Consider the following 19,779-nt stretch of genomic DNA (forward strand, 5'->3'; position numbering starts at 1 on the left):
AAGCGTTGGCGGAAGTAGGTAACTATATACGCCATATGCGGGGCAATCCATCAGCCCCGACTGACCAAGAGCGCGTTCGCGCTCCCCGCGCTGCCAGCAAAGCGGAAAAGCCGCGTTAGAGCGCATCCGCGCCGCCCCGCGTTACCAGCAAAGCGGAAAAGCCGCGTTAGAGCGCATCCGCGCCGCCCCGCGTTGCCAGCAAAGCGGAAAAGCCGCGCTAAAGCGCATCCGCGTGGCCCCGCGTGACCAGAAAGCGGAAAAGCTGCGCTAGAGCGCATCCGCGTGGCCCCGCGTTGCAGCAAAGCGGAAAAGCCGCGCTAGAGCGCCCCCACGCCGCCTCGCCATACCTGAAACGCGGATAATCCGCGTTACAACGCCTCCTGGCCCCGCGCCCACGTAAATGCCCCAGATCCGTCCGGACCATGTCCCGACGGTCTTTTTGACATGCGCTGGCCGCGCGAGACTCATATTTTTGCCTGGCGGCGGTCTAGAACTGGTGGGTCCAAGCATAAAGTGTTGTTTGAAGACGCCTTTTGCGAGTCAGTTGACGAGAAAGGACAGAGAGGGTGCGGGGGATGATTTTATTGAATTTGTCTTAAAATTTCGGTCAACTTACTCTCCACTCTTGCATAGGTATTTAATACACTTCGCAATTAATAAAAGAGGTTAAGGATGATGACATGAGCGCTCCTTAGGCTTTCGACGTTGAAGAAATGGGTTGTACCGCGAGAAACGCACGGGTGTGCAGGAGGCTGCAAGCAGCACTGCATGTTCGGGGAGCCCATCCTGGTGAGGCTGAGGCTCTAGTGTAGGCTGGATTGAAGAATGCTTGCATGACAACTTTAGAAGCGGATGCTGCAAAGCCGTTCGGCTGCGTTTTCGCATCATCTAAGACGTGTCCTTACGAAGCTGGTTTTGCCCCGCAAAACCCGGAGGAGGTTTGAATCATGAACTTATTTAAGAAGATCGCCGATTACCGCACGGAAACCGAAAGGCTGGCTTGGACTGGAACCTTCGCCGAATACATTCAGAAGCTCCGAGAAAATCCTCGCCTGGCCATGACGGCACATTCGCGGGTGTACGAGATGATAGCCTCCCATGGGATCGTGGAGGAGAACGGGCGCCGTAAATACAATTTCTTTGAGAAAGAAATTTTCGGGCTCGATTCGGCCATGGAGAAGCTCGTGGAGGAATATTTCCACTCTGCGGCGCGCCGGCTCGACGTACGCAAGCGGATTTTGCTGCTGATGGGGCCGGTCAGCGGTGGTAAGTCCACCATCGTGACGGTTCTCAAGCGTGGACTGGAGCAGTTCTCGCGCACCGATGACGGCGCCGTCTTCGCGATCAAGGGCTGCCCGATGCACGAGGAGCCGCTGCACCTGATTCCGATTGAGCTGCGCCCAGATGTGGAGCAGGAGCTAGGGGTCAAAATCGAAGGCAACCTGTGTCCTTCCTGCCAGATTCGGCTCCGAGAAGAGTATAATGGCCGCATCGAGGATGTGCTAGTGGAGCGCGTGCTGATCTCCGAGGATAATCGGATCGGTATCGGTACCTTCAGTCCCTCCGACCCGAAATCGCAGGACATCGCCGACTTGACGGGCAGCATCGACTTTTCGACGATCACCCAGTACGGCTCGGAATCCGATCCGCGGGCGTACCGGTTTGACGGCGAGCTGAACAAAGCGAACCGCGGTCTGATGGAATTCCAGGAGATGCTCAAGTGCGACGAGAAGTTCCTTTGGAACCTGTTGTCGCTGACACAGGAAGGCAATTTCAAGGCCGGCCGCTTCGCGCTCATCTCCGCCGACGAGCTCATCATCGCGCATACGAACGAATCCGAGTACAAATCGTTCATCTCCAATAAGAAGAACGAGGCGCTGCAGTCGCGGATGATCGTCATGCCGATTCCTTACAACCTCAAGGTATCCGAGGAGGAAAAAATCTACGGCAAGCTGATCAAGCAAAGCGACATGAAGCACGTGCATATTGCTCCGCACAGCTTGCGGGCCGCTGCGATATTCTCCATCCTGACCCGGCTCAAGGAGTCGAAGAAGCAGGGCATGGATCTCGTGAAAAAAATGCGCATGTACGATGGCGAAGAAGTCGAGGGCTACAAAGAAGCCGATCTAAAAGAAATGCAAAACGAGTACAGCGAGGAAGGCATGACCGGGATCGACCCGCGCTATGTCATCAACCGGATTTCCAGTGCTCTGATCCGCCACGACCTTGAATTCATCAATGCGCTGGATGTGCTGCGGGCGCTCAAGGATGGGCTTGACCAGCACCCGTCAATCACCAAGGAGGAGCGGGAGCGCTACCTCAACTTCATCTCGATTGCGCGCAAGGAATACGATGAGCTCGCCAAAAAAGAAGTGCAAAAAGCGTTCGTTTACTCCTTCGACGAGTCCGCCAAAACGCTGTTTAACAATTACCTGGATAACATCGAGGCCTACTGCAACTGGCAAAAAATCAAGGATCCGTTAACCGGCGAGGAGATGGATCCGGACGAAAGGCTGATGCGCTCCATCGAGGAGCAGATCGGCATCTCGGAAAATGCGAAGAAGGCGTTCCGCGAAGAAATTCTCATCCGCATGTCCTCGTATTCCCGTAAGGGCAAGCGGTTCGACTACAGCAGCCACGAGCGGCTGCGGGAAGCGATCGAGAAGAAGCTGTTCACCGATCTGAAGGATATCGTGAAGATCACCACGTCGACCAAAACGCCGGATGAAAACCAGCTGAAGCGCATCAACGAAGTCATCAAGCGGCTGGTGGAAGAGCACGGATACACGACGGCTTCGGCCAATGAGCTGCTGCGCTATGTCGGCAGTCTGCTGAACCGATAAGCCTATGATCATAAAGACAACTTCCTGTGGAGAGAAGGAAGTTGTCTTTTTCTTTGTCGTTAGCACTTATTGACTTTTGCGTGACGCTCATGCGGGTGGAGCTGGTGACGGGCTCCGCCATGATTTTGAAGTGCACCGAGCAGGGACTGTTGACAAAGTCCTCGGCTAAATAAAACGCTGATGATTCACTACAATATATAGTGGATCATCAGCGTTTTCACTTCTAAATGTTGTATCACTCAGAAGTGAAATGCCGTTTGTCAACAGTCCCAGCAGGAGGACTTTTTGAAAATTTTGTTCGAGACGGTGTCTGCCTTCGGTACGGTCGGCTACATACTAGGCCTCACCACCGACTTATCGGTGCCCTGCACGGTGCTGCTGATTTTTCTAATGTTCGCCGGTCGGCTCAGCCCGCTCACCATCGCTTACGCGATCCATCCTGAGGGAATATTATGATCGGCTAGCGTATGAATATTTTCGCACGCTTTATTATAGAAGCAAAAACGGGAGATAAAGGAACGGTAAGTCCCTCTATCCCCCGTTATTTCATTAAGAGCTGGATTAACCTCTGGCTTGCCTTTTGGCGGCGGGCATCTTAATTTCTACGGTCGTTCCCTTGCCCAGCTCGCTGAAAATCCGCATCTGGCCCCCGTGATTTTCGATGATTTTAAACGTCACCATCAGTCCCAGTCCGGTGCCTTTTTCCTTGGTCGTATAGAACGGCTCTCCGAGTCTTGGAATGCGATCCTCCGGAATCCCACACCCGTTATCGCTAAAGCGCATCAGCAGCTGTCCGTCCTCCGCCGTGACGATTGAGATATGAATTTCCCCGCCTTCCGGCATGGATTCGATGGCATTATTCAATATATTGATAAACACTTGCTTGATTTGATTCTCGTCGCATTTGATTGTCGGCACGTCCGGCTTGGCTTCGGTCGTAATATTCACATTATGAATGAGTGCCTGGGAGCCGGTCAGCATGATGGTGTTGTGCAAGATCGTCGGCACGTCCTTCGTCTGAAAGCGCACGGACTGCGGCTTGGCAATGACCAGAAATTCGCTGACGATAAAATTAATGCGGTCCAGCTCCTCCTGCATGATGGAGAAGTAGCTGTCGAAGCCCTCGACCTTGGACTGCATGAGCTGTACAAAACCTTTGAGCGAGGTTAGCGGGTTGCGAATTTCGTGTGCGACACCGGCGGCCATTTGACCGACGATCGACAGCTTCTCGGAGCGCAAAATCATTTCTTCCGCCCGCTTGCGTTCGCTGATATCTTGGCAAATCATATAGACGCCTGCGATTTGTTTGTTCACGAAGATTGGAAAGCTTTCGACGCTCAGTTCTACGGGACGCTCGTCCTTGCTGATGAACGTGATTTCAAATTGTGGGGTCGCCCCCTTGACCGTTTCTTCAAACCACGTAGCCATCAGCTCGTGATGCTCCGGCGTTACGAGCAGGTCGAGTGTTTTTTGAAGCAAATCGTCCTCTGTGTAGCCCATCACCTCGAACATGGCCGGATTGACGCTTGTGATGAGTCCATTCAAGTTCAAGGAGAGAATCGGATCGGGATTGTGCTCGAACAGCGACTTGTATCGCAGCTCGCTTTCCTCCAGCCGCAGCTCGGCCTTCTTCTTCTCGTAGAGCGCTTTAATCATGGCGTAGGAGCGGGCAAACCGGTAATCCTCTTCCTGGGCCAAAATCGTCTCGAAGATCGCATCATCCTCTTCGTTTTCCGGTACGCCGTGCCCCAGATTCTTCATCTTGGCCAGCAGGTTCATCACGTTGACGATATGATCGCCGTGAATCCAGGCGGCAGAAGCCGTCTTATACCGGGAGGAAGTGTCGGATTTCAGCGTCACAATGCCTTTGCGGGCGTCGTAATCGGTTACATGATTCATATTGACGACATTCATTTGATCAATGAGCCGAAAGCCTTCCTCGAACAGCCATTCTTCAAACGCATCGATGGAGGCCGCCCAATAATACTTGTCCGTCAGCGTATGGATGATGTACTCTTTGTCCCGAATGCATTCGATTTTTACTACATCATCGGATGGAATGATGAGGATGTCGGAGCTTTTTTTGTCACGAATCACTGGGATTTTTTGCATTAAATGTGATCACCCGCCTGTCCGCATTCGCTTCATTATAACATGGAAATTCATGGGATAACAGATCAAAGCAAGAGCCTGAAATAAAGGCCTAGCAAGGTGATGAGCAAGGTAGGAAGCGTCAGCGCCAGACCGGTCTTAAAATAGGCCGACCAGCCGATATATACCTGCTTTCGTGCCAAAATATGAAGCCAGAGCAGCGTAGCTAAAGAGCCGATCGGCGTTATTTTGGGGCCCAAATCGCAGCCGATGACATTGGCGTAGATCAGCGCTTCGCGTACCGGACCCTCGATGACCGAGGCATCCACAGCTAAGGCTCCGATCATAACCGAGGGCAGGTTATTCATGATGGACGAAAGGACGGCGGCGAGCATACCCATGCCCAAGGTGGCCGCCAGTGGACCATAGCTGGATAGGTGCTCGATTCCGGCGCTAAGCCAATTGGTGAATCCGGCATTTTTAAGCCCGTAGACCACCACATACATCCCGATGGAAAAAATGACGATCGACCAGGGGGCTTGCTTCAGCATCCGGCCGGCTTTCATTAATCCGCTGCGGTGGGCAAACCAGGTCAGCAATAAGGCGGTGAATCCCGCAACCGCGCAAACCGGTATCCCATAGGCTTCGCTGAACAAGTAGCCGAGAAACAGGATCAGCAGGACGAACCACGCCAGCTTGAATAAGGTGCGATTTTTGACGACCTCCATCGGCTGCTTCGCAAGGGACAAATCGTAATGGGTCGGGATCTGTTTGCGGTAATACAAATAGAGTACGCCTGAGCTGGCGAGCAGCGAGATCAGGTTTGGAAACAGCAAAATGGACGCATAATCCGTGAACGAGATATTAAAAAAGTCCGCGGACACAATGTTGACCAAATTGCTGATGATCAGCGGGATCGACGTCGTATCGGCAATAAAGCCGCTCGCCATGACAAAGGGAAGCACGATGGGAGCCGGAAGCTTCAGCGCTCTGACCTGGGCCAGCACGATAGGCGTCAAAATGAGAGCCGCACCGTCATTGGCGAAAAAGCAGGACACAACTGAACCCAGCAAAATCGTAAAAATGTAAAGCTTCACCCCGTTGCCACCGGCAAAGCGAACCATGTGCAGGGCAGACCATTCAAAAAAGCCAAGCTCGTCTAAAATCAGAGAGATTACAATTAGTGCTACGAAAGTTAAGGTCGCATTCCAGACGATGTGTGTAACGGCCAGCACGTCCGTCCAGGTGACGACACCGAAGAGCAGTGCTGCAACGGCCCCCCCGAGGGCGGGCCAGGCGATACTGAGACCGCGAGGCTGCCAAATGATAAGCGTCATCGTAGCTGCGAATAACAAGAATGATATGACTGCGGTCATAGAAGCCTCCGTAAAGTTTGACAGTTCTTTCATTATATCGCCACCGGAAAGGCTAGTAAATGAGATTACAATAATTAAATTTGCAAAGGATCAATAGATTTAATGGAAGACAAGTTTCGATGAAAATCGATATAATCATTTCATAGGTTTGTAACATTTTCTGGGTATATTGTATCTAAACACACGGATTTCGGACCGATCATTAAATAGAATAGATGAATAGACATTGGCATCAGACTACGGCGGAAGTAGGAGTTAAGACATGATGATTGATATTCATACGCACATTTTACCCGGGATCGATGATGGTGCTGAGGACATGGACGAAGCGATTCGTATGGCCAAGGCGGCCGTAGTGGAAGGCATTTCGGTCGTGATCGCCACACCGCATCATGCTAATGGAAAATACGATAATCCCGGTACGCGGGTTGCAAGCCAGGTGCAGGAGCTGAATGACAGGCTCGTGCAGGAGCGCATTCCGCTCAGTATTCTTCAAGGACAAGAAATTCGCATCTATGATCGCTTAATCGATGATCTACAGTCGAATCAGGCAATAGCCTTACATAATTCACCTTATCTATTGCTAGAGCTTCCTTCAGGTGAAGTGCCTTCCAACACGGAGGATCTCATTCATGAGCTGCGCGTGCTTCGCAAAATCCCTATTATTGCACACCCCGAACGCAACATGGAGCTAGCGGCTCAGCCGGCCAAGCTGATGCGGCTTATTGAGCTCGGTGCCTTGTCCCAGCTCACCAGCCATTCGGTGAACGGGGTATTCGGAAGCAAGATGCAAAAGAAATGTGTGCAGTGGTGTAAGGAGGGACTCGTTCATTTTATTTCCTCTGATGCGCACAATCTGACGAAGCGTGCTTTCGGGCTGCAGGGTGCCTATACGCTCCTGTCAGAAAAGGTAGGCGATTCAATGGTAAATTATTTTCAAGAAAATGCCCATCGTCTGGTCAGGGGCGAGCCGATTCCGGCACCTCCCAGAGTCGGTCAGACGAAGCCATGGTGGCGAATCTGGTAATTCGTCTCTATCTAAAATAACATTTAGATATCTTCTAGTACATTGACCACAAATCGACCCCATGGTAGTATTTACTACGAAATTGGTGCTTTAGACGTAGGGAATTCGCTCGAAAAATTAAGTGTTTTAACGAACTTTGCCAATAAAGCTAGTAGTGAAGACTCTACTTCACTTATGGCTTTATACATAATTTTGATATTTTTAAGAGTAGGGAGAGGAATGAAAATAATGAAAAAGAAAGTGTTTGCAACGACGGTAGCAGCAAGCCTAGTGCTTGGTTCGTTTGCCGGATTGCCACTGAGCAGCAATGGATTGCTGGAGAAGGCAGGGATTAGCGTTGCCTATGCGAGCGCGGATACGATTCCGGGGCAAGTACAGGTAATTGAGAACTACCTGTGGGATGATGCGGAGAAGCAATCGGTCATCAATGCCCGGACGAAGCTGTCTGGGTTGTATCAAGATGCTAGTGAAACAGATGGTTCCGGACATTATCCGAGAATTTCCGAGGTGTGGCAAGTAATTCAAGCGAAACTCGACAACACTCCGGACAAAACGAACTTTGCCAGCCTGACCGAGAGCAATCTGGTCAAACTGCTCAGCGATCTTGGACTGTTCTTAACTACAAACCCTCAGAAATTGACGGATTCGTTGAATGACCCGACAAACCGTGAAACGCTGCGGGAATTGGTTGCTTTGGGCGGCGGGGATACGACTCAGTTCGAAGTACAAACGGCAGTTGATTTCTCCAAAGCGCTCGAAAGTCAATTGAAAACACAGCTGAAGGATATTGACTTGACAGGTATGCTGTCGTTTACAACTGACAACGAACAGCTCAAAACCATGGTTAAAAACGCTATTAAGAATACGATTGATAATGATAACAAGCTGGGACTTGTGTTCCGTAACCTGAATATTTCCAAAGATGCGCTTACAGCCGTTGCCCAAAAGCTCTTAGACTATGCTGATCCGAAGCATGAAGCAGTGAAAAGCATTGGCCTTGCGATGCTGCGTTCCGAAACGGTTTTGGTCGAGACAACCGGAAGCACTACCAATACGAAGAACTACCAGCTGAAAACGTTCGACAAGGTTATGCCTGCCGGATTTTTCTCTTGGACATCTTCAAATCCCAATGTATCTGTGGCTTATAACAGCAATAGTGGTTATGTCGTTGCTTCTTTGATCAGCGGAAATACTGCGGTCACAACGTTCGAAGGTGCAATTAACGTTCCAACTATTACTACCAGCATGAATGGCAAGAAGCTGTACAAATCGCCGCAGGCGGTAACACTTTATATCCCGTCCAATGGTGGCTCCAGTGATCCAACCCCGCCAAGCGGTGGTGGCGGTGGCGGTGGCGGTGGGGCTGTAACGTCGAGCCCGCTTGATACGGCGCAAAAAGATCTTAGCGATATTAAAGGCCAAATCGAGAAAGCTTCCAATGTAGACAAAGCGAAGCTGATCGAGCAGGCTGCAGCAAAAGTGGCCGATGCGCTTGCCAAAGCGTCCGTGATTGATGTGAAATCGAATGTTGTAGTAGCGAACGGCAAGGCCGAGCTGAAGCTGGATACAACCGCAATGATTAACCAAATAAAAGATTTGGCGGCGAAGGCGCAAAGCTTGATCGATGGCTTGAAGGCCGTAGCTGGCAAGGATGTCCCGGTAGTGAAGCCAGTGCTTAAGCTGAACCTTGGCGACATATCGGTCAAGGCGGTAGATATTCCTCTTTCGGCAAGTATCTTGAAAGCAGCTGCAGACAGCGGGCTGTCGCAGATCGCTCTTAACGTGGGCGGTGTGGGCATAGCGATTTCGCCATCAGCATTTAACGGCGATACGAAGCTTTCGGTTAGCAAGCAAGAGAGCACAGTGGCAACCAGCGCAACCCAGCTGCCGATCGCTTCTGAAGTATACGAATTCAACATGACGGTAAACGGTCAGCAAGTATCTTCGTTCAGCACACCTGTTCAGCTGAGCCTTCCAGTTTCCAACCCAGCTCAGTTCGATAAAGAGCTTTTGACCTTGGCGAAGATCGAAAATGGCGGACTTATTTTCTACGGCGGTGAGTACAACGCTGCAACAGGTCAAGTTGAAGGCAATCGTACAGGGTTCTCCTCCTACACCGTAGTTGAGAACAAGGTGGAGTTTGACGATACAGCATCGGTAAAAGCATGGGCTGGGCGCCAAATTCAAGTTGCTGCAGCCAAAGGCATTCTTGAAGGCCGCGAAGCCAAGCTGTTTGTGCCAAATGAGTCGGTCACTCGTGCCGAGTTTGCTAAGATGCTGGTCAACACCTTCGGCATCCTGGACGCTCAAGCAGTCGAGAACTTTGGTGACGTGTCTGACGCCGACTGGTTCAAGCCTTATGTCGCGACGGCTGTGAAATACGGCCTGGTGAACGGACGCTCCGAAGGCGTATTTGATCCGAACGGTAAGATCACGCGTGCCGAGATGGCTACCATGGCGGCTAGAGCGCTGTCCGCGTTCAAAGATGCGAAGCCGGTGGCGGATGTGAACGGCTCGCTGAAGGATTTCAAAGACGTTGCTGCAATTAACGACACCCTGAAGTCCGGCGTAGCATTGTCTGCGGCTCAAGGCATAGTCGTGGGTGAAGAGGGCGGCCAGTTTAATCCAGACAGCAACTCCACACGCGCCCAAGCGGCGGTAGTGATTTACCGACTGCTTAATAAGTAATTTATCGGATTCCCTCCGTCGTCTGGATGAGGGCGGGGGGATCCATTTTAACACCATCAAAATCCAAAATTTCGTATAGGAACATCTAAGGATGGAGGCCAATAATGGAACTGGATCTAAGGGATTACATTAAGATCATAAGAAAACGGATCTGGTTAATCCTTATCTTTACTCTCGTCTGTACACTAACGACGGGGATTGTTAGTTACTTTTTTTTGCGACCGGTATATGAAGCATCGACCAAGCTGATTGTGAATAAGTCCAATGAACGTCAGGGCTTGGATCAGGTCGATATCAATTCCATCAACTTGAACTTAAGACTCATCGACACCTACAAAGAAGTGATCAAAACACCTCGGATTATGGATAAAGTCGTGCGAGAATATCCACAGTTCGATTTGACGGCAGAACAGCTAATCAACAAGATCACGGTGAGCTCGGTGAACAACACGCAGGTCATGACCCTGATCGTTCAAGACAACTCTTACGCTAAAGCCGTCGACATTGTGAATGCCGTTTCCAAGGTGTTTCAATCCGAAATTCCTTCGATTATGAAGGTTGATAACGTGTCCCTGCTCAATGAAGCGAAGATGATGGATAAGCCAATACCGGTGAAGCCAAATCCGAAGTTGAATATTGCTATCAGCTTTGTTGTATCGCTCATGCTGGCCGTCGGTTTGGCCTTCTTGCTTGATTATCTCGACGATACGATTAAGACAGAAGAGGATGTCAAAGAAGTTTTAGGACTGGCCACACTTTCTATGATTGCTAAGATCAACGAAGAGGATTTGATCAGCCACAAGCCGTCTGTAACGGCATCAAGACAGGTAGGTGAAACCAAGCATGTTACCATCAACCAATAAAAGACCGATTATCACGCATGAAAATCCCAAGTCACCCATTTCGGAAGCGTATCGGACATTAAGGACGAATATTGAATTTTCGGCGATAGATGAGGAAATCAAGGTCATTATGGTAACGTCTGCCGGTCCGGGTGAAGGCAAATCGACGACGATAACGAATCTGGCGGTCGCTTACGCGCAAGCGGACAAGCGGGTAGTGCTGATTGATGCCGATCTGCGCAAGCCGACGATGCATCACACCTTCCAAATGTCCAACCGTTGGGGTCTGACGAATGTGTTATCCGGGCAGGCGACTTTGCAGGAAGTCGTCCGAGAGACGGAGATCGTCCATTTGGATGTCATAACCTCCGGTCCGATTCCGCCCAACCCATCTGAGATGCTTGCGTCCAAACGGATGACTGCCTTCCTAGATGAGCTGAGAGGGAAGTATGATGTGATTTTGATCGACACCCCTCCTGCACTCGCTGTTACCGATGCTCAGTTGGTCGCTACCAAATGCGACGGCGTTGTCCTCGTGATTGACTCGGGCAAGGTAAAGCGTGATATGGCGATTAAGGCTAAAGCAAACCTGGATTATGTGAAGGCGAAAATTTTAGGCGTTGTACTGAATAATATGGATCGAAAAAATGCGGAATCGTATTACTATTATTACTACGGTGCGCAGGATAACAAGAAGTAAAGTCAAATTTGCGGGGGATAAACCATGAGCCACGAACGAAGAAGATCAATGTTAATATTTGTGGATTTAGTAATCATATGGTTTAGCGTATATACGTGTTATTTGCTTCGTTTCGACGGACATATCCCTCCGCACTTTATCAACCAGTCTATCTTATATGGCCTCATTTCGGCCGTGGTTTGCTTGATCACCTTGAACTACTTTAAGCTGTACACGCGAGTATGGCAATACGCAAGCGTCGGTGAGTTGGTAGCTTTATTCAAAGCGATTACGATTGGTGTGTTGATCTCGTACGGAGCGGTGTTTGCGGTTACCTTTGAACGTGTTCCTGTGTCCGTCCTGTTGCGGAATCTAGAGACGCTGCTAATTTTGATTGGTGGTTCCCGATTTGCTTGGAGATTAGTCCGAGATCGCATTTATAAACCCAAGCAAGCACATATGAATGCTTTGATTATAGGGGCGGGCGATGGTGGCGCCATGATTGCGAAAGAAATGCTGTCTCAGGAAGAAGCCTCGCTTTATCCTGTAGCTTTTATAGATGATGATAAAAATAAACTCAAGCAGCACATACACGGGATTCCTGTAGTCGGCAGCCGCAAAGACATTTCGAATATTGTCAAATTACATAATATTGATGAGATTATTATTGCCATTCCATCCCTTTCTAAAAGGGAAACGGCGGACATTATCGAGATTTGCAAGCCGACTAAAGCGAAGCTGAAGATCATCCCAGGCCTGAGTGACCTGATCGAAGGAAACGTTTCGATCAAAGAAATCCGAGATGTCGAGGTCGAAGACTTGCTGGGCCGAGAGCCGGTCAGCGTCGATCTCGAGGGCATAGCCAACTATGTCGAGAATAAAACCGTGCTGGTGACCGGTGCAGGAGGCTCGATCGGCTCGGAGCTTTGCAGACAAATCAGCTTGTTTAAGCCTAAATGCCTGATGCTGCTGGGACATGGCGAAAACAGCATCTATACGATTGAAATGGAGCTGAGACGGACTTATCCGGCACTCCAATTGGAAACGATTATTGCCGATGTTCAAGACCGGGAACGCATTCATGATATTTTTCGAATCCATAAGCCTCAGGTTGTGTTTCATGCGGCTGCGCACAAGCACGTTCCATTGATGGAGCGGAACCCGGCCGAGGCGATCAAAAATAACGTATTCGGCACCAAAAATGTAGCAGAAGCGGCGGACCAGTATGGCAGTGAGCGTTTTGTACTGATCTCTTCCGACAAGGCCGTAAACCCGACGAGCATTATGGGAACGACGAAGCGGATTGCGGAGATGATCATTCAATCGCTGGACAAGACCAGTAAAACCAAGTTTGTCGCTGTGAGATTCGGGAATGTGCTCGGAAGCCGGGGCAGTGTGATCCCGTTTTTCAAGCAGCAGATTGCGCTTGGGGGTCCGGTGACGGTCACGCATCCCGAGATGATCCGTTACTTCATGACGATACCGGAGGCGGTGCAGCTAGTCATCCAAGCCGGCTCCTTCGCTCAGGGCGGAGAAATTTTCATCTTGGACATGGGCGCTCCGGTACGTATTCTTCAGCTCGCGGAGGATTTGATCCGATTGTCCGGCTTCGAGCCACATATGGATATCCCAATCGAATTTTCCGGGATTCGTCCTGGAGAGAAGCTGTACGAGGAGCTGCTGACGAAGGAAGAAGGGCTCACCTCGACTAAGCACGATCGGATTTTTGTCGGCCGACCGTCGATAATCAGCAGAGCGCAAGTCGAGTTCGAGCTGAAAAAGCTTGAGAACGTGCTGTTCGAAGAGCCATTCGTTGTTCGGGATGTGCTTGCCAACGTCGTTCCTACCTACATAAAAACGAAAATTTCTTGATTTGAATACATACGGTGATCACATGAAGCAGATATCAACGAGGAAACGGCGTCGCAAAGGGGTCCTGATCGCAGCGACTGTGCTGGTGCTTTTTATCGGTGGAGCTTATCTGGCATGGTACGAGTCCACGACCTATGTTTTGAAATTGATGACAGGAGCGGGGGCGGAGAAGGCCTCTTCTTTTGCCATTGAGGCTCAAGCTCCAGCTAGCGCAGGCCAGCAGGGGGCGGGGGCTGATCAAACGAAGGCGCAGCCAGGCGCTGCAGTTGCGGTGCCACCCCCGCAGCATGGCCAGGCGAAGGAAGATGGCGAGACGGCGGAAAGGTCGGACAGCCAGCCCAAGCAAGACGTGACCGCGTCAAGCCAATCGCCTGCTAAAGCAGCGCCTAAATTGCCGGTCGCCATGGAGCCAAGCAAGCCGGTCGAGCAGCAAAAGGGGGCAGGAGCGAATTCGGAGCCGCCCAAATATGAACCCAATATATCGACGGATAAGGCGAAGCAAGTGCAGGATTCGGCCACACTCTCCGAGAAGGCGCAGATCACGACGATCCTGCTCAAGAAGCTAAACCCCAGCGAGCTGCAGCTGTTTGTGAAGATGGCCAGTAACGGACTGTCTGTTGAAGAGAAAAAAGAAGCAAAAAAAATCATCCTCCAGAAGCTGACGGAGGATGAGTATAATCAATTGATTGCGATTGCAGCCAAGTATGGGCTTAGTCAAGGGAAAAGCTACCAAGATTCCTTAAAGGAGAAGTAATTTCTCACTAAAAGATTCTTTTTAATGCTTTACGCGGCTTTTTCATGTACCAGCGCTTTTCCGTAGGGTCATACAGCAATTGGATACCGACCAGTTCCAGTGGAGTCCAAATTCGCTTGAGCGTAATCAAAGGCATAGTTCATTCTTCCTCCAAGTATAGTACTTTAGTTCTATTTTATTTGGAAAAAAGTAGATTGTAAATACATCAATTACTAAATTTAAATTTATGAAGGCTGGTGATTGCTCATGTTTACTAAGTTTAAAGTGTTGTGTGCAAGCGCGATTTTGCTGGTTGGAATGACGGGAACCGCTTTTGCTGAGCAGAAGGCGTCAGATATTGATGTGTACTATGTGCCGCTGCAATTTGAATTTGATGGGGAGCAGTATACCCCGGCGGAGGATCAGCGGGGGTTTATTTATGAAGGCAGCACGTATGTTCCACTTCGGTTCATCTCGTATTCTTTGAACCAAGGCGTGAAGTGGGATGGCGATACATACACAGTGAGTGTGGGCGAACCATCAAAAATTGAAAAGCAGGAGATTAACGAATACAATCTCAATACGAAGGTTCGGGATGCGGTGAAACGGGACAAGTTCGACGCATCGCAATTGACCCCTACAACGTTAACGGCTTATAAGGAAAAGGTACAGTATGTATTCCAAGGGCAATCGAAAGAAATGGCCTCGGGGACATCGGGGTTGTTCATTGATAACCGCTTGTATGTGCCTCTGCGGTTTTTCTCGGAGTCGGTAGGACGTCAAATCGAATGGGATGCGGTCAGCTATACGATCTCCGCCAAGAGTAAGGAAGCACCGGTTGCCGAGCAGCCGCAAACGGACATCCCATCTACCTCTGGTGTCGGTGGCAGTGGTGGCGGTTCTTCAACTAGCATGGGAAGCGGCGGTTCCTCTGCAAGTGTAGGAGGCAGTGGAGGTGGCTCAGCGAGCAGCGGAGGGGCCAGCACGAGCCAGATTCAATCGGAAGCGGAAGCTAAACTGACTGCGTTGGAAAACAGTTGCCGAAATCGGTTGACCCCGCTTGGCGATCAGTATGTGCGTGAAAAAGACCCCGTCAAGCAAAAACAATTGATCGCCCAGGGGAAGCAAATCCTAAATGATTGCCACAATCAATTTGAGTCCATTATGTCCAGCATTGATGGAAAACTGCCTAGCAGCGTCATTCAAGGTTACCGCGATCATTACGATCAGATCCAAGCACAAGCTATGTCGGACTTGATCTTACGAATCGGCAGCGGGAATTAAATCATAAAGCTTTATGAACGGGTTCCCTTAGTGGAGCCCGTTTTTTATGTGCGCCTCACAGTCGCACAATCTAGGTGGTTCAAATCCACCCGGTAACTTTACCCTTTAAAGTGCCGTAGCCGAAGCAGAAGTCCTAGCTCCAGCAAGGAGAAGGACTGGCAGGGTGTCACTCGTGAGAGGGAATCCGAAGGGCCTGCAGGCAAAGTCCAGCCCGGAATGCGGTGAACCAGAGGTGGCGGCGGTGTTGGGTGACCCGCCATAAAAACGGGGAAACCTATGCGAATCAGCATACTTTGTAGGAAAACAAACAAAGGGATATGACCTGCAAGGCTCATCGACGTGATTAGGGTCAGGATGGATGGAACAGAATGTGCAGATAACTGAGGGAAGTCTCGTAGCTTCCCTGACGCAAACGCGGACAAGGTAGAGGAGGTATAACCCGAAGGGGAAAGCCGAATCGATGGGCTGCGAGATGGCGGATCGTTCCGTAGTAGCGAGTAAGTCTGAGCCGATGAAAGCTGGTAACAGTCTGGAGGGTAAAACTCGGATGAGTATGCGCGCGGGAAAAAAAAATCTTAGTCGCATAACCTGCTTCCACTCCAAAAGAGGGAAGACAGAGGCAAAGGGAACGTGCTTCGTCAAAGCCTGTGAGTTCAAGTGAGTAGAGATCGTAAGCGCCTTAAACAAACGGGCAGAGCCGAGAGGGTACGCCCCGCCGATGACGAAAGAACGTTGGAGGATAAAGGACTGCTGGCGACCTGAGTACGTTCTGCATGGCAGGAGCGATTGACGAAAGTCTAACACGCAGCTATGCAGGACGGAACAAGCAAGGAATCGATCATCTGTAGCGAGAACAAGACCAGCTTGGTGAGTAGCGGTAAAGGTGGTGAAACACCAATGAAACCGAAACGACGATACTACTCTTTGATCGACAAAGTATACCAAATGGATAATCTGCATGAAGCTTGGCTATCGGTAAAGAAGAACCAAGGAAGCGGCGGAATCGATGGCGTGAGTATCGCTATGTTCGAGAAGAACGTGAGCATAAACCTAAAAGAAATTCAAAGGCTACTGCAACAAGACCGGTATAAACCCGACCCTGTCAGGCGACATTTCATTGAGAAGGAAAATGGGACATTAAGACCGTTAGGAATTCCCACAATCCGAGACCGCGTATGTCAGCAGGCAGTACGCCAAGTCATTGAGCCGATCTTTGAGCAAGACTTTTACTACTATAGCTTTGGCTTTCGCCCCGGATACTCCGCGCACCAAGCGATTCAGACGATACGACGAGCAAAGCGCGGCGGATACAACTATGTGGTAGACCTCGACATCATGTCCTTTTTCGATGAAATACCGCATGAGATGCTGATGGAAAAGGTACAAGAACGAATTACTGACGGGAAAGTGCGGACGCTCATTCGCGGATGGCTTACCGCAGGAGTCATGGAAGATGGCCAGTTCCATGAAACGGAAGTCGGGTCACCGCAAGGCGGGGTCATTAGTCCATTACTTGCGAATCTATATTTGAATCATTTCGACTGGGGGATGAAGGAAAAGGGATTTGCCGTAGTGAGGTATGCAGACGATGTAGTCATCCTTTGCAAGTCAAAGGAACAGGCAGAAGAAGCATACCTAGTGGCAAAGACCATCCTAGAAGATGAACTACAACTACGAATGCACCCTGAGAAAACGAAGGTTGTGCACTTCGATGATGGGTTTCGGTTTCTCGGATTCGACTTCTGGAAGGACTATCTCATTGTACCTGACGCAAAAGTGAAGAAGTACAAAGATAAAGTCCGTAATATCACCCGAAGACAACAAGGGATTAACCTTGGCGAAATGCTTAAGAAACTGAATGAAATCGCACGAGGTTTTGGTAACTATTTCGGCATAGGGAACGTAAAGAAGAAGTTTCAACGTTTGGACGAATGGACACGAATGAGGGTTAGAGCCTTCATACGGAAAAAGAAGTCTACGGTTTCCAACTCCCTGCTTCCAAACAAGTTGTTGGAAGCAGCAGGGATGGTATTTCTAACAAGCTTACTCACTACACGTTTCTAATTCAGGCGTGAAATTTGCAGCCCGGCGACGGGTGAAGACAACTCACTCCTGAAGATGGGGAACTGACGAAGGAAAGCCGTGTGCGGGAAATCCGCATGCACGGTTTGACGGGGAGTCCGAGGAAGTAATTCCTCGTCTTACCCTACATGAAAAATAATCATATTCGGCGTTAAGAAAATTTGATACAATCAGTGTAGACTTCACACATGTAAGCGCTTAACAAAATATGGATGGAGCCGTTGTCAACTAGCTCCGCCTGTTTTTCAACTTAGAAGGGAGCCTGATGAAGTGGCGTTCTTACGAAGACATGCATGGCTGCGGTACGTGTCTTCTGCTATTGCGGTATGTCTGCTGCTGACAGCTTATCGCATCATAACGGTAGAAGGAGAAGGCCGAACGCCTAAGCTTGTTTTGATGCGGCTGGAGGATATCGGACCGGGAGGGCAGTACGGTTCGCTGGAGCAGCTGGGCAAGCTGAGAGCTGTGCTGGAATATTTGCGCGATCAGCATGTGGCGTATCATTTGGCCGTTGTTCCGCGATGGATCAATATACCAAGTGATGGGCCCAGGTATGATGTACCCTTAGATAAACCTGACGATCCGTATACGGAAGCATATCGAAAGGTGCTGCATCAAGCCGTTGATTCTGGAGCGACACTAGGGATGCATGGCTACACGCATCAAGTGGGTGATGTTCGCAGGGAAGATGGGCATCAAGAGTCTGGGATCGGCAACGAGTTTAATGTCCAGGGACAGGCGGAGACGTTGACCGCACGATTCGCCGAAGACCGGCTGAAGCAAGGGCTGACTATTATGGAGCATGCCGGGCTGAAGCCGCAATTTTGGGAAGCTCCGCATTATCATACCACAGCTGAGCAGGACAATGTGTTCCGAGCTTATTTCGGTTTAAATTATCAAGCGGAAGTGCAGAACAACCGGTATGCGCCGGTTGCGCTTTACACCAGTGGACGGAATAATGCTTCTGGCGCTTCCTCACTTGGAGCAGCGTATGTTCCAACTCCGTTCGATTACATTCCGTTCAATAAAGATGAGAAGGTCATTATCGATCGGGTAGGAAAATCCATTAATGTGCCCTCTTTTTATTTTCATGCGTTTTTGGAATTTAAAAATTTAGTTCCTGTGAAGGACGAGAATGGTGAAGCGGTTCAAAGGGACGGCATTCCGGAGTACCGGTATGACGAGTCGGGCAAGAGCCTACTGCAAAAGCTGGTCACGGGCTTGCGGGATAAAGGTTATACGTTCTATTCTATCCAAGATTATGTGCCGTTTACTCCCGCTCAAAGTATAAAACTCCTATCGCCCGGAAATGAAAAGCAGAAACTGCTGCTAGGCGATGCGACCGGCGATGGACAGACGGATCTGGTCACCTGGGATCCGAAGAGCGGTTCGGTGTTTGTGACCGAAGGGCATTTTCGCGGACTGCGCAACGAAGCGCAAGGTACGCCGACACAATGGGGGCATGCGGACTACGCCTTCGGCTCGGCCGCGGCGCTCAGCCCTCCCGATCAGGAAAGACCGTGCGGTTTTTGGATCGTGAATTCTAGCGGTAAGTTGGAGCGCTACGTTTCGGACGGTCATCGCTTCCTGCCGAAGGGCAGCTGGAAGATCGAGCCCCGCCGCTGGAGCAACTTGTTTGCGCTTCGCCAGCCCAATGGGGATACGGTCATTGCGGCTCTGTCCCAAGACCGCATGCAGCTAAGCGGCTGGCTGCAGCACCAGGGCGAGCTGAAACCGCTCAAGCCCTATCGGTTCAAGAATGAGCTGAGGAGTGACCTGCAGCCGCGGCAAAACGGGACCCTGTTCCTGACGAAGAACGCTGCCTCGGCAGGGCTCACGCTGCAAGCGGACGTAGCCACGCTGCAGTGGATTGTCGGCAAATATGAAACCGGCTTGCCAAGTGAAGAGGGGGTGCTCAAATTCGGAGATTTCAACGGAGACGGCTTGGAGGATGCGCTTCGCTTCGATCCTGTGACGATGAAATCGACGGTGTATCTCAAGCGGACCGACGGAGAGTGGAAGCTGCTATCGTTCTTCGGCCCGTGGGGGAAGACGGATTCTGTTGCAGATCTGGCAATTGCTGATTTTGACGGGAATGGAAAGAGCGACCTGGGCCTCTTTAACCGGGCTGACGGGTTTTTGGATACGGCCTTATCCTTTCAATCTAAATAATCATAAACCGGTCTCAGGAGAGGCCGGTTTTTATATAATTTTTGTTGCAAAAATCAACGAGTACAGCAGGAATTTCGGGTTCTCTCAGCG

General features: G+C 50.3%; 14 protein-coding genes. 12 read left to right on the forward strand and 2 right to left on the reverse strand.

Going from position 1 to position 19,779, the window contains the following annotated elements:
- The first annotated feature begins 947 nt into the window (after positions 1 to 947).
- The 3 genes from FPZ49_RS08235 (at position 948) to FPZ49_RS08240 (ending at position 3,299) form a co-directional block, all read left to right on the forward strand.
- The gene (locus FPZ49_RS08235) at positions 948 to 2,843 is read left to right on the forward strand and encodes a PrkA family serine protein kinase (protein ID WP_144845422.1); all 1,896 of its coding nucleotides are present in this window, start codon (positions 948 to 950) and stop codon (positions 2,841 to 2,843) included.
- A 41-nt stretch (positions 2,844 to 2,884) separates the two neighbouring features.
- Positions 2,885 to 3,016 carry a hypothetical protein gene (locus tag FPZ49_RS36685; protein WP_261381319.1) on the forward strand — a complete coding sequence of 44 codons (132 nt, stop codon included), beginning with the start codon at positions 2,885 to 2,887 and terminating at the stop codon, positions 3,014 to 3,016.
- A 112-nt stretch (positions 3,017 to 3,128) separates the two neighbouring features.
- The gene (locus FPZ49_RS08240; protein ID WP_144845423.1) at positions 3,129 to 3,299 is read left to right on the forward strand and encodes a potassium transporter TrkG; all 171 of its coding nucleotides are present in this window, start codon (positions 3,129 to 3,131) and stop codon (positions 3,297 to 3,299) included.
- 105 nt (positions 3,300 to 3,404) lie between these two features.
- Here FPZ49_RS08240 and FPZ49_RS08245 read toward each other — a convergent pair whose 3' ends face one another.
- Both FPZ49_RS08245 and FPZ49_RS08250 read right to left on the reverse strand, forming a co-directional pair.
- A complete protein-coding gene (locus FPZ49_RS08245; RefSeq protein WP_144845425.1) occupies positions 3,405 to 4,955 on the reverse strand; it encodes a PAS domain-containing sensor histidine kinase in 1,551 nt (516 codons plus the stop codon).
- A gap of 65 nt (positions 4,956 to 5,020) precedes the next feature.
- Positions 5,021 to 6,310 carry an arsenic transporter gene (locus FPZ49_RS08250; protein ID WP_144845632.1) on the reverse strand — a complete coding sequence of 430 codons (1,290 nt, stop codon included), beginning with the start codon at positions 6,308 to 6,310 and terminating at the stop codon, positions 5,021 to 5,023.
- Between the two features lie 262 nt (positions 6,311 to 6,572).
- Between FPZ49_RS08250 and FPZ49_RS08255 the strand changes: the two genes are divergently transcribed.
- From FPZ49_RS08255 to FPZ49_RS08295, 9 genes are all read left to right on the forward strand, one after another.
- Positions 6,573 to 7,337: a tyrosine-protein phosphatase gene (locus tag FPZ49_RS08255; RefSeq protein ID WP_144845426.1), complete on the forward strand. Its 765-nt coding sequence runs from the start codon at positions 6,573 to 6,575 to the stop codon at positions 7,335 to 7,337.
- 228 nt (positions 7,338 to 7,565) lie between these two features.
- Positions 7,566 to 10,025, forward strand: coding sequence for an S-layer homology domain-containing protein (locus tag FPZ49_RS08260; protein WP_186445687.1), 2,460 nt, complete (start codon positions 7,566 to 7,568; stop codon positions 10,023 to 10,025).
- Between the two features lie 104 nt (positions 10,026 to 10,129).
- On the forward strand, positions 10,130 to 10,888 hold the full coding sequence (locus FPZ49_RS08265) for a YveK family protein (RefSeq protein WP_144845430.1): 759 nt from the start codon (positions 10,130 to 10,132) through the stop codon (positions 10,886 to 10,888).
- Positions 10,869 to 11,567, forward strand: a complete 699-nt coding sequence (locus FPZ49_RS08270; protein ID WP_144845432.1) for a CpsD/CapB family tyrosine-protein kinase — start codon at positions 10,869 to 10,871, stop codon at positions 11,565 to 11,567. Before FPZ49_RS08265 ends, FPZ49_RS08270 begins: the two co-directional genes overlap by 20 nt.
- Before the next feature lie 24 nt (positions 11,568 to 11,591).
- Entirely contained in the window at positions 11,592 to 13,418 is a 1,827-nt protein-coding gene (locus FPZ49_RS08275; protein WP_144845434.1) for a polysaccharide biosynthesis protein, read from the forward strand.
- A gap of 22 nt (positions 13,419 to 13,440) precedes the next feature.
- Positions 13,441 to 14,172: a hypothetical protein gene (locus FPZ49_RS08280; protein ID WP_144845436.1), complete on the forward strand. Its 732-nt coding sequence runs from the start codon at positions 13,441 to 13,443 to the stop codon at positions 14,170 to 14,172.
- 246 nt (positions 14,173 to 14,418) lie between these two features.
- Complete coding sequence (locus FPZ49_RS08285; RefSeq protein ID WP_144845438.1) at positions 14,419 to 15,435, forward strand: copper amine oxidase N-terminal domain-containing protein; 1,017 nt, start codon at positions 14,419 to 14,421, stop codon at positions 15,433 to 15,435.
- An 897-nt stretch (positions 15,436 to 16,332) separates the two neighbouring features.
- Entirely contained in the window at positions 16,333 to 17,499 is a 1,167-nt protein-coding gene (gene ltrA / locus FPZ49_RS08290; RefSeq protein WP_144845440.1) for a group II intron reverse transcriptase/maturase, read from the forward strand.
- A gap of 288 nt (positions 17,500 to 17,787) precedes the next feature.
- Entirely contained in the window at positions 17,788 to 19,689 is a 1,902-nt protein-coding gene (locus FPZ49_RS08295) for a DUF2334 domain-containing protein (RefSeq protein WP_144845442.1), read from the forward strand.
- The last annotated feature ends 90 nt before the right edge of the window (positions 19,690 to 19,779 follow it).

The organism is Paenibacillus cremeus, from assembly GCF_007786445.1.
GTDB classification, from domain to species: Bacteria; Bacillota; Bacilli; order Paenibacillales; family NBRC-103111; genus Paenibacillus_G; species Paenibacillus_G cremeus.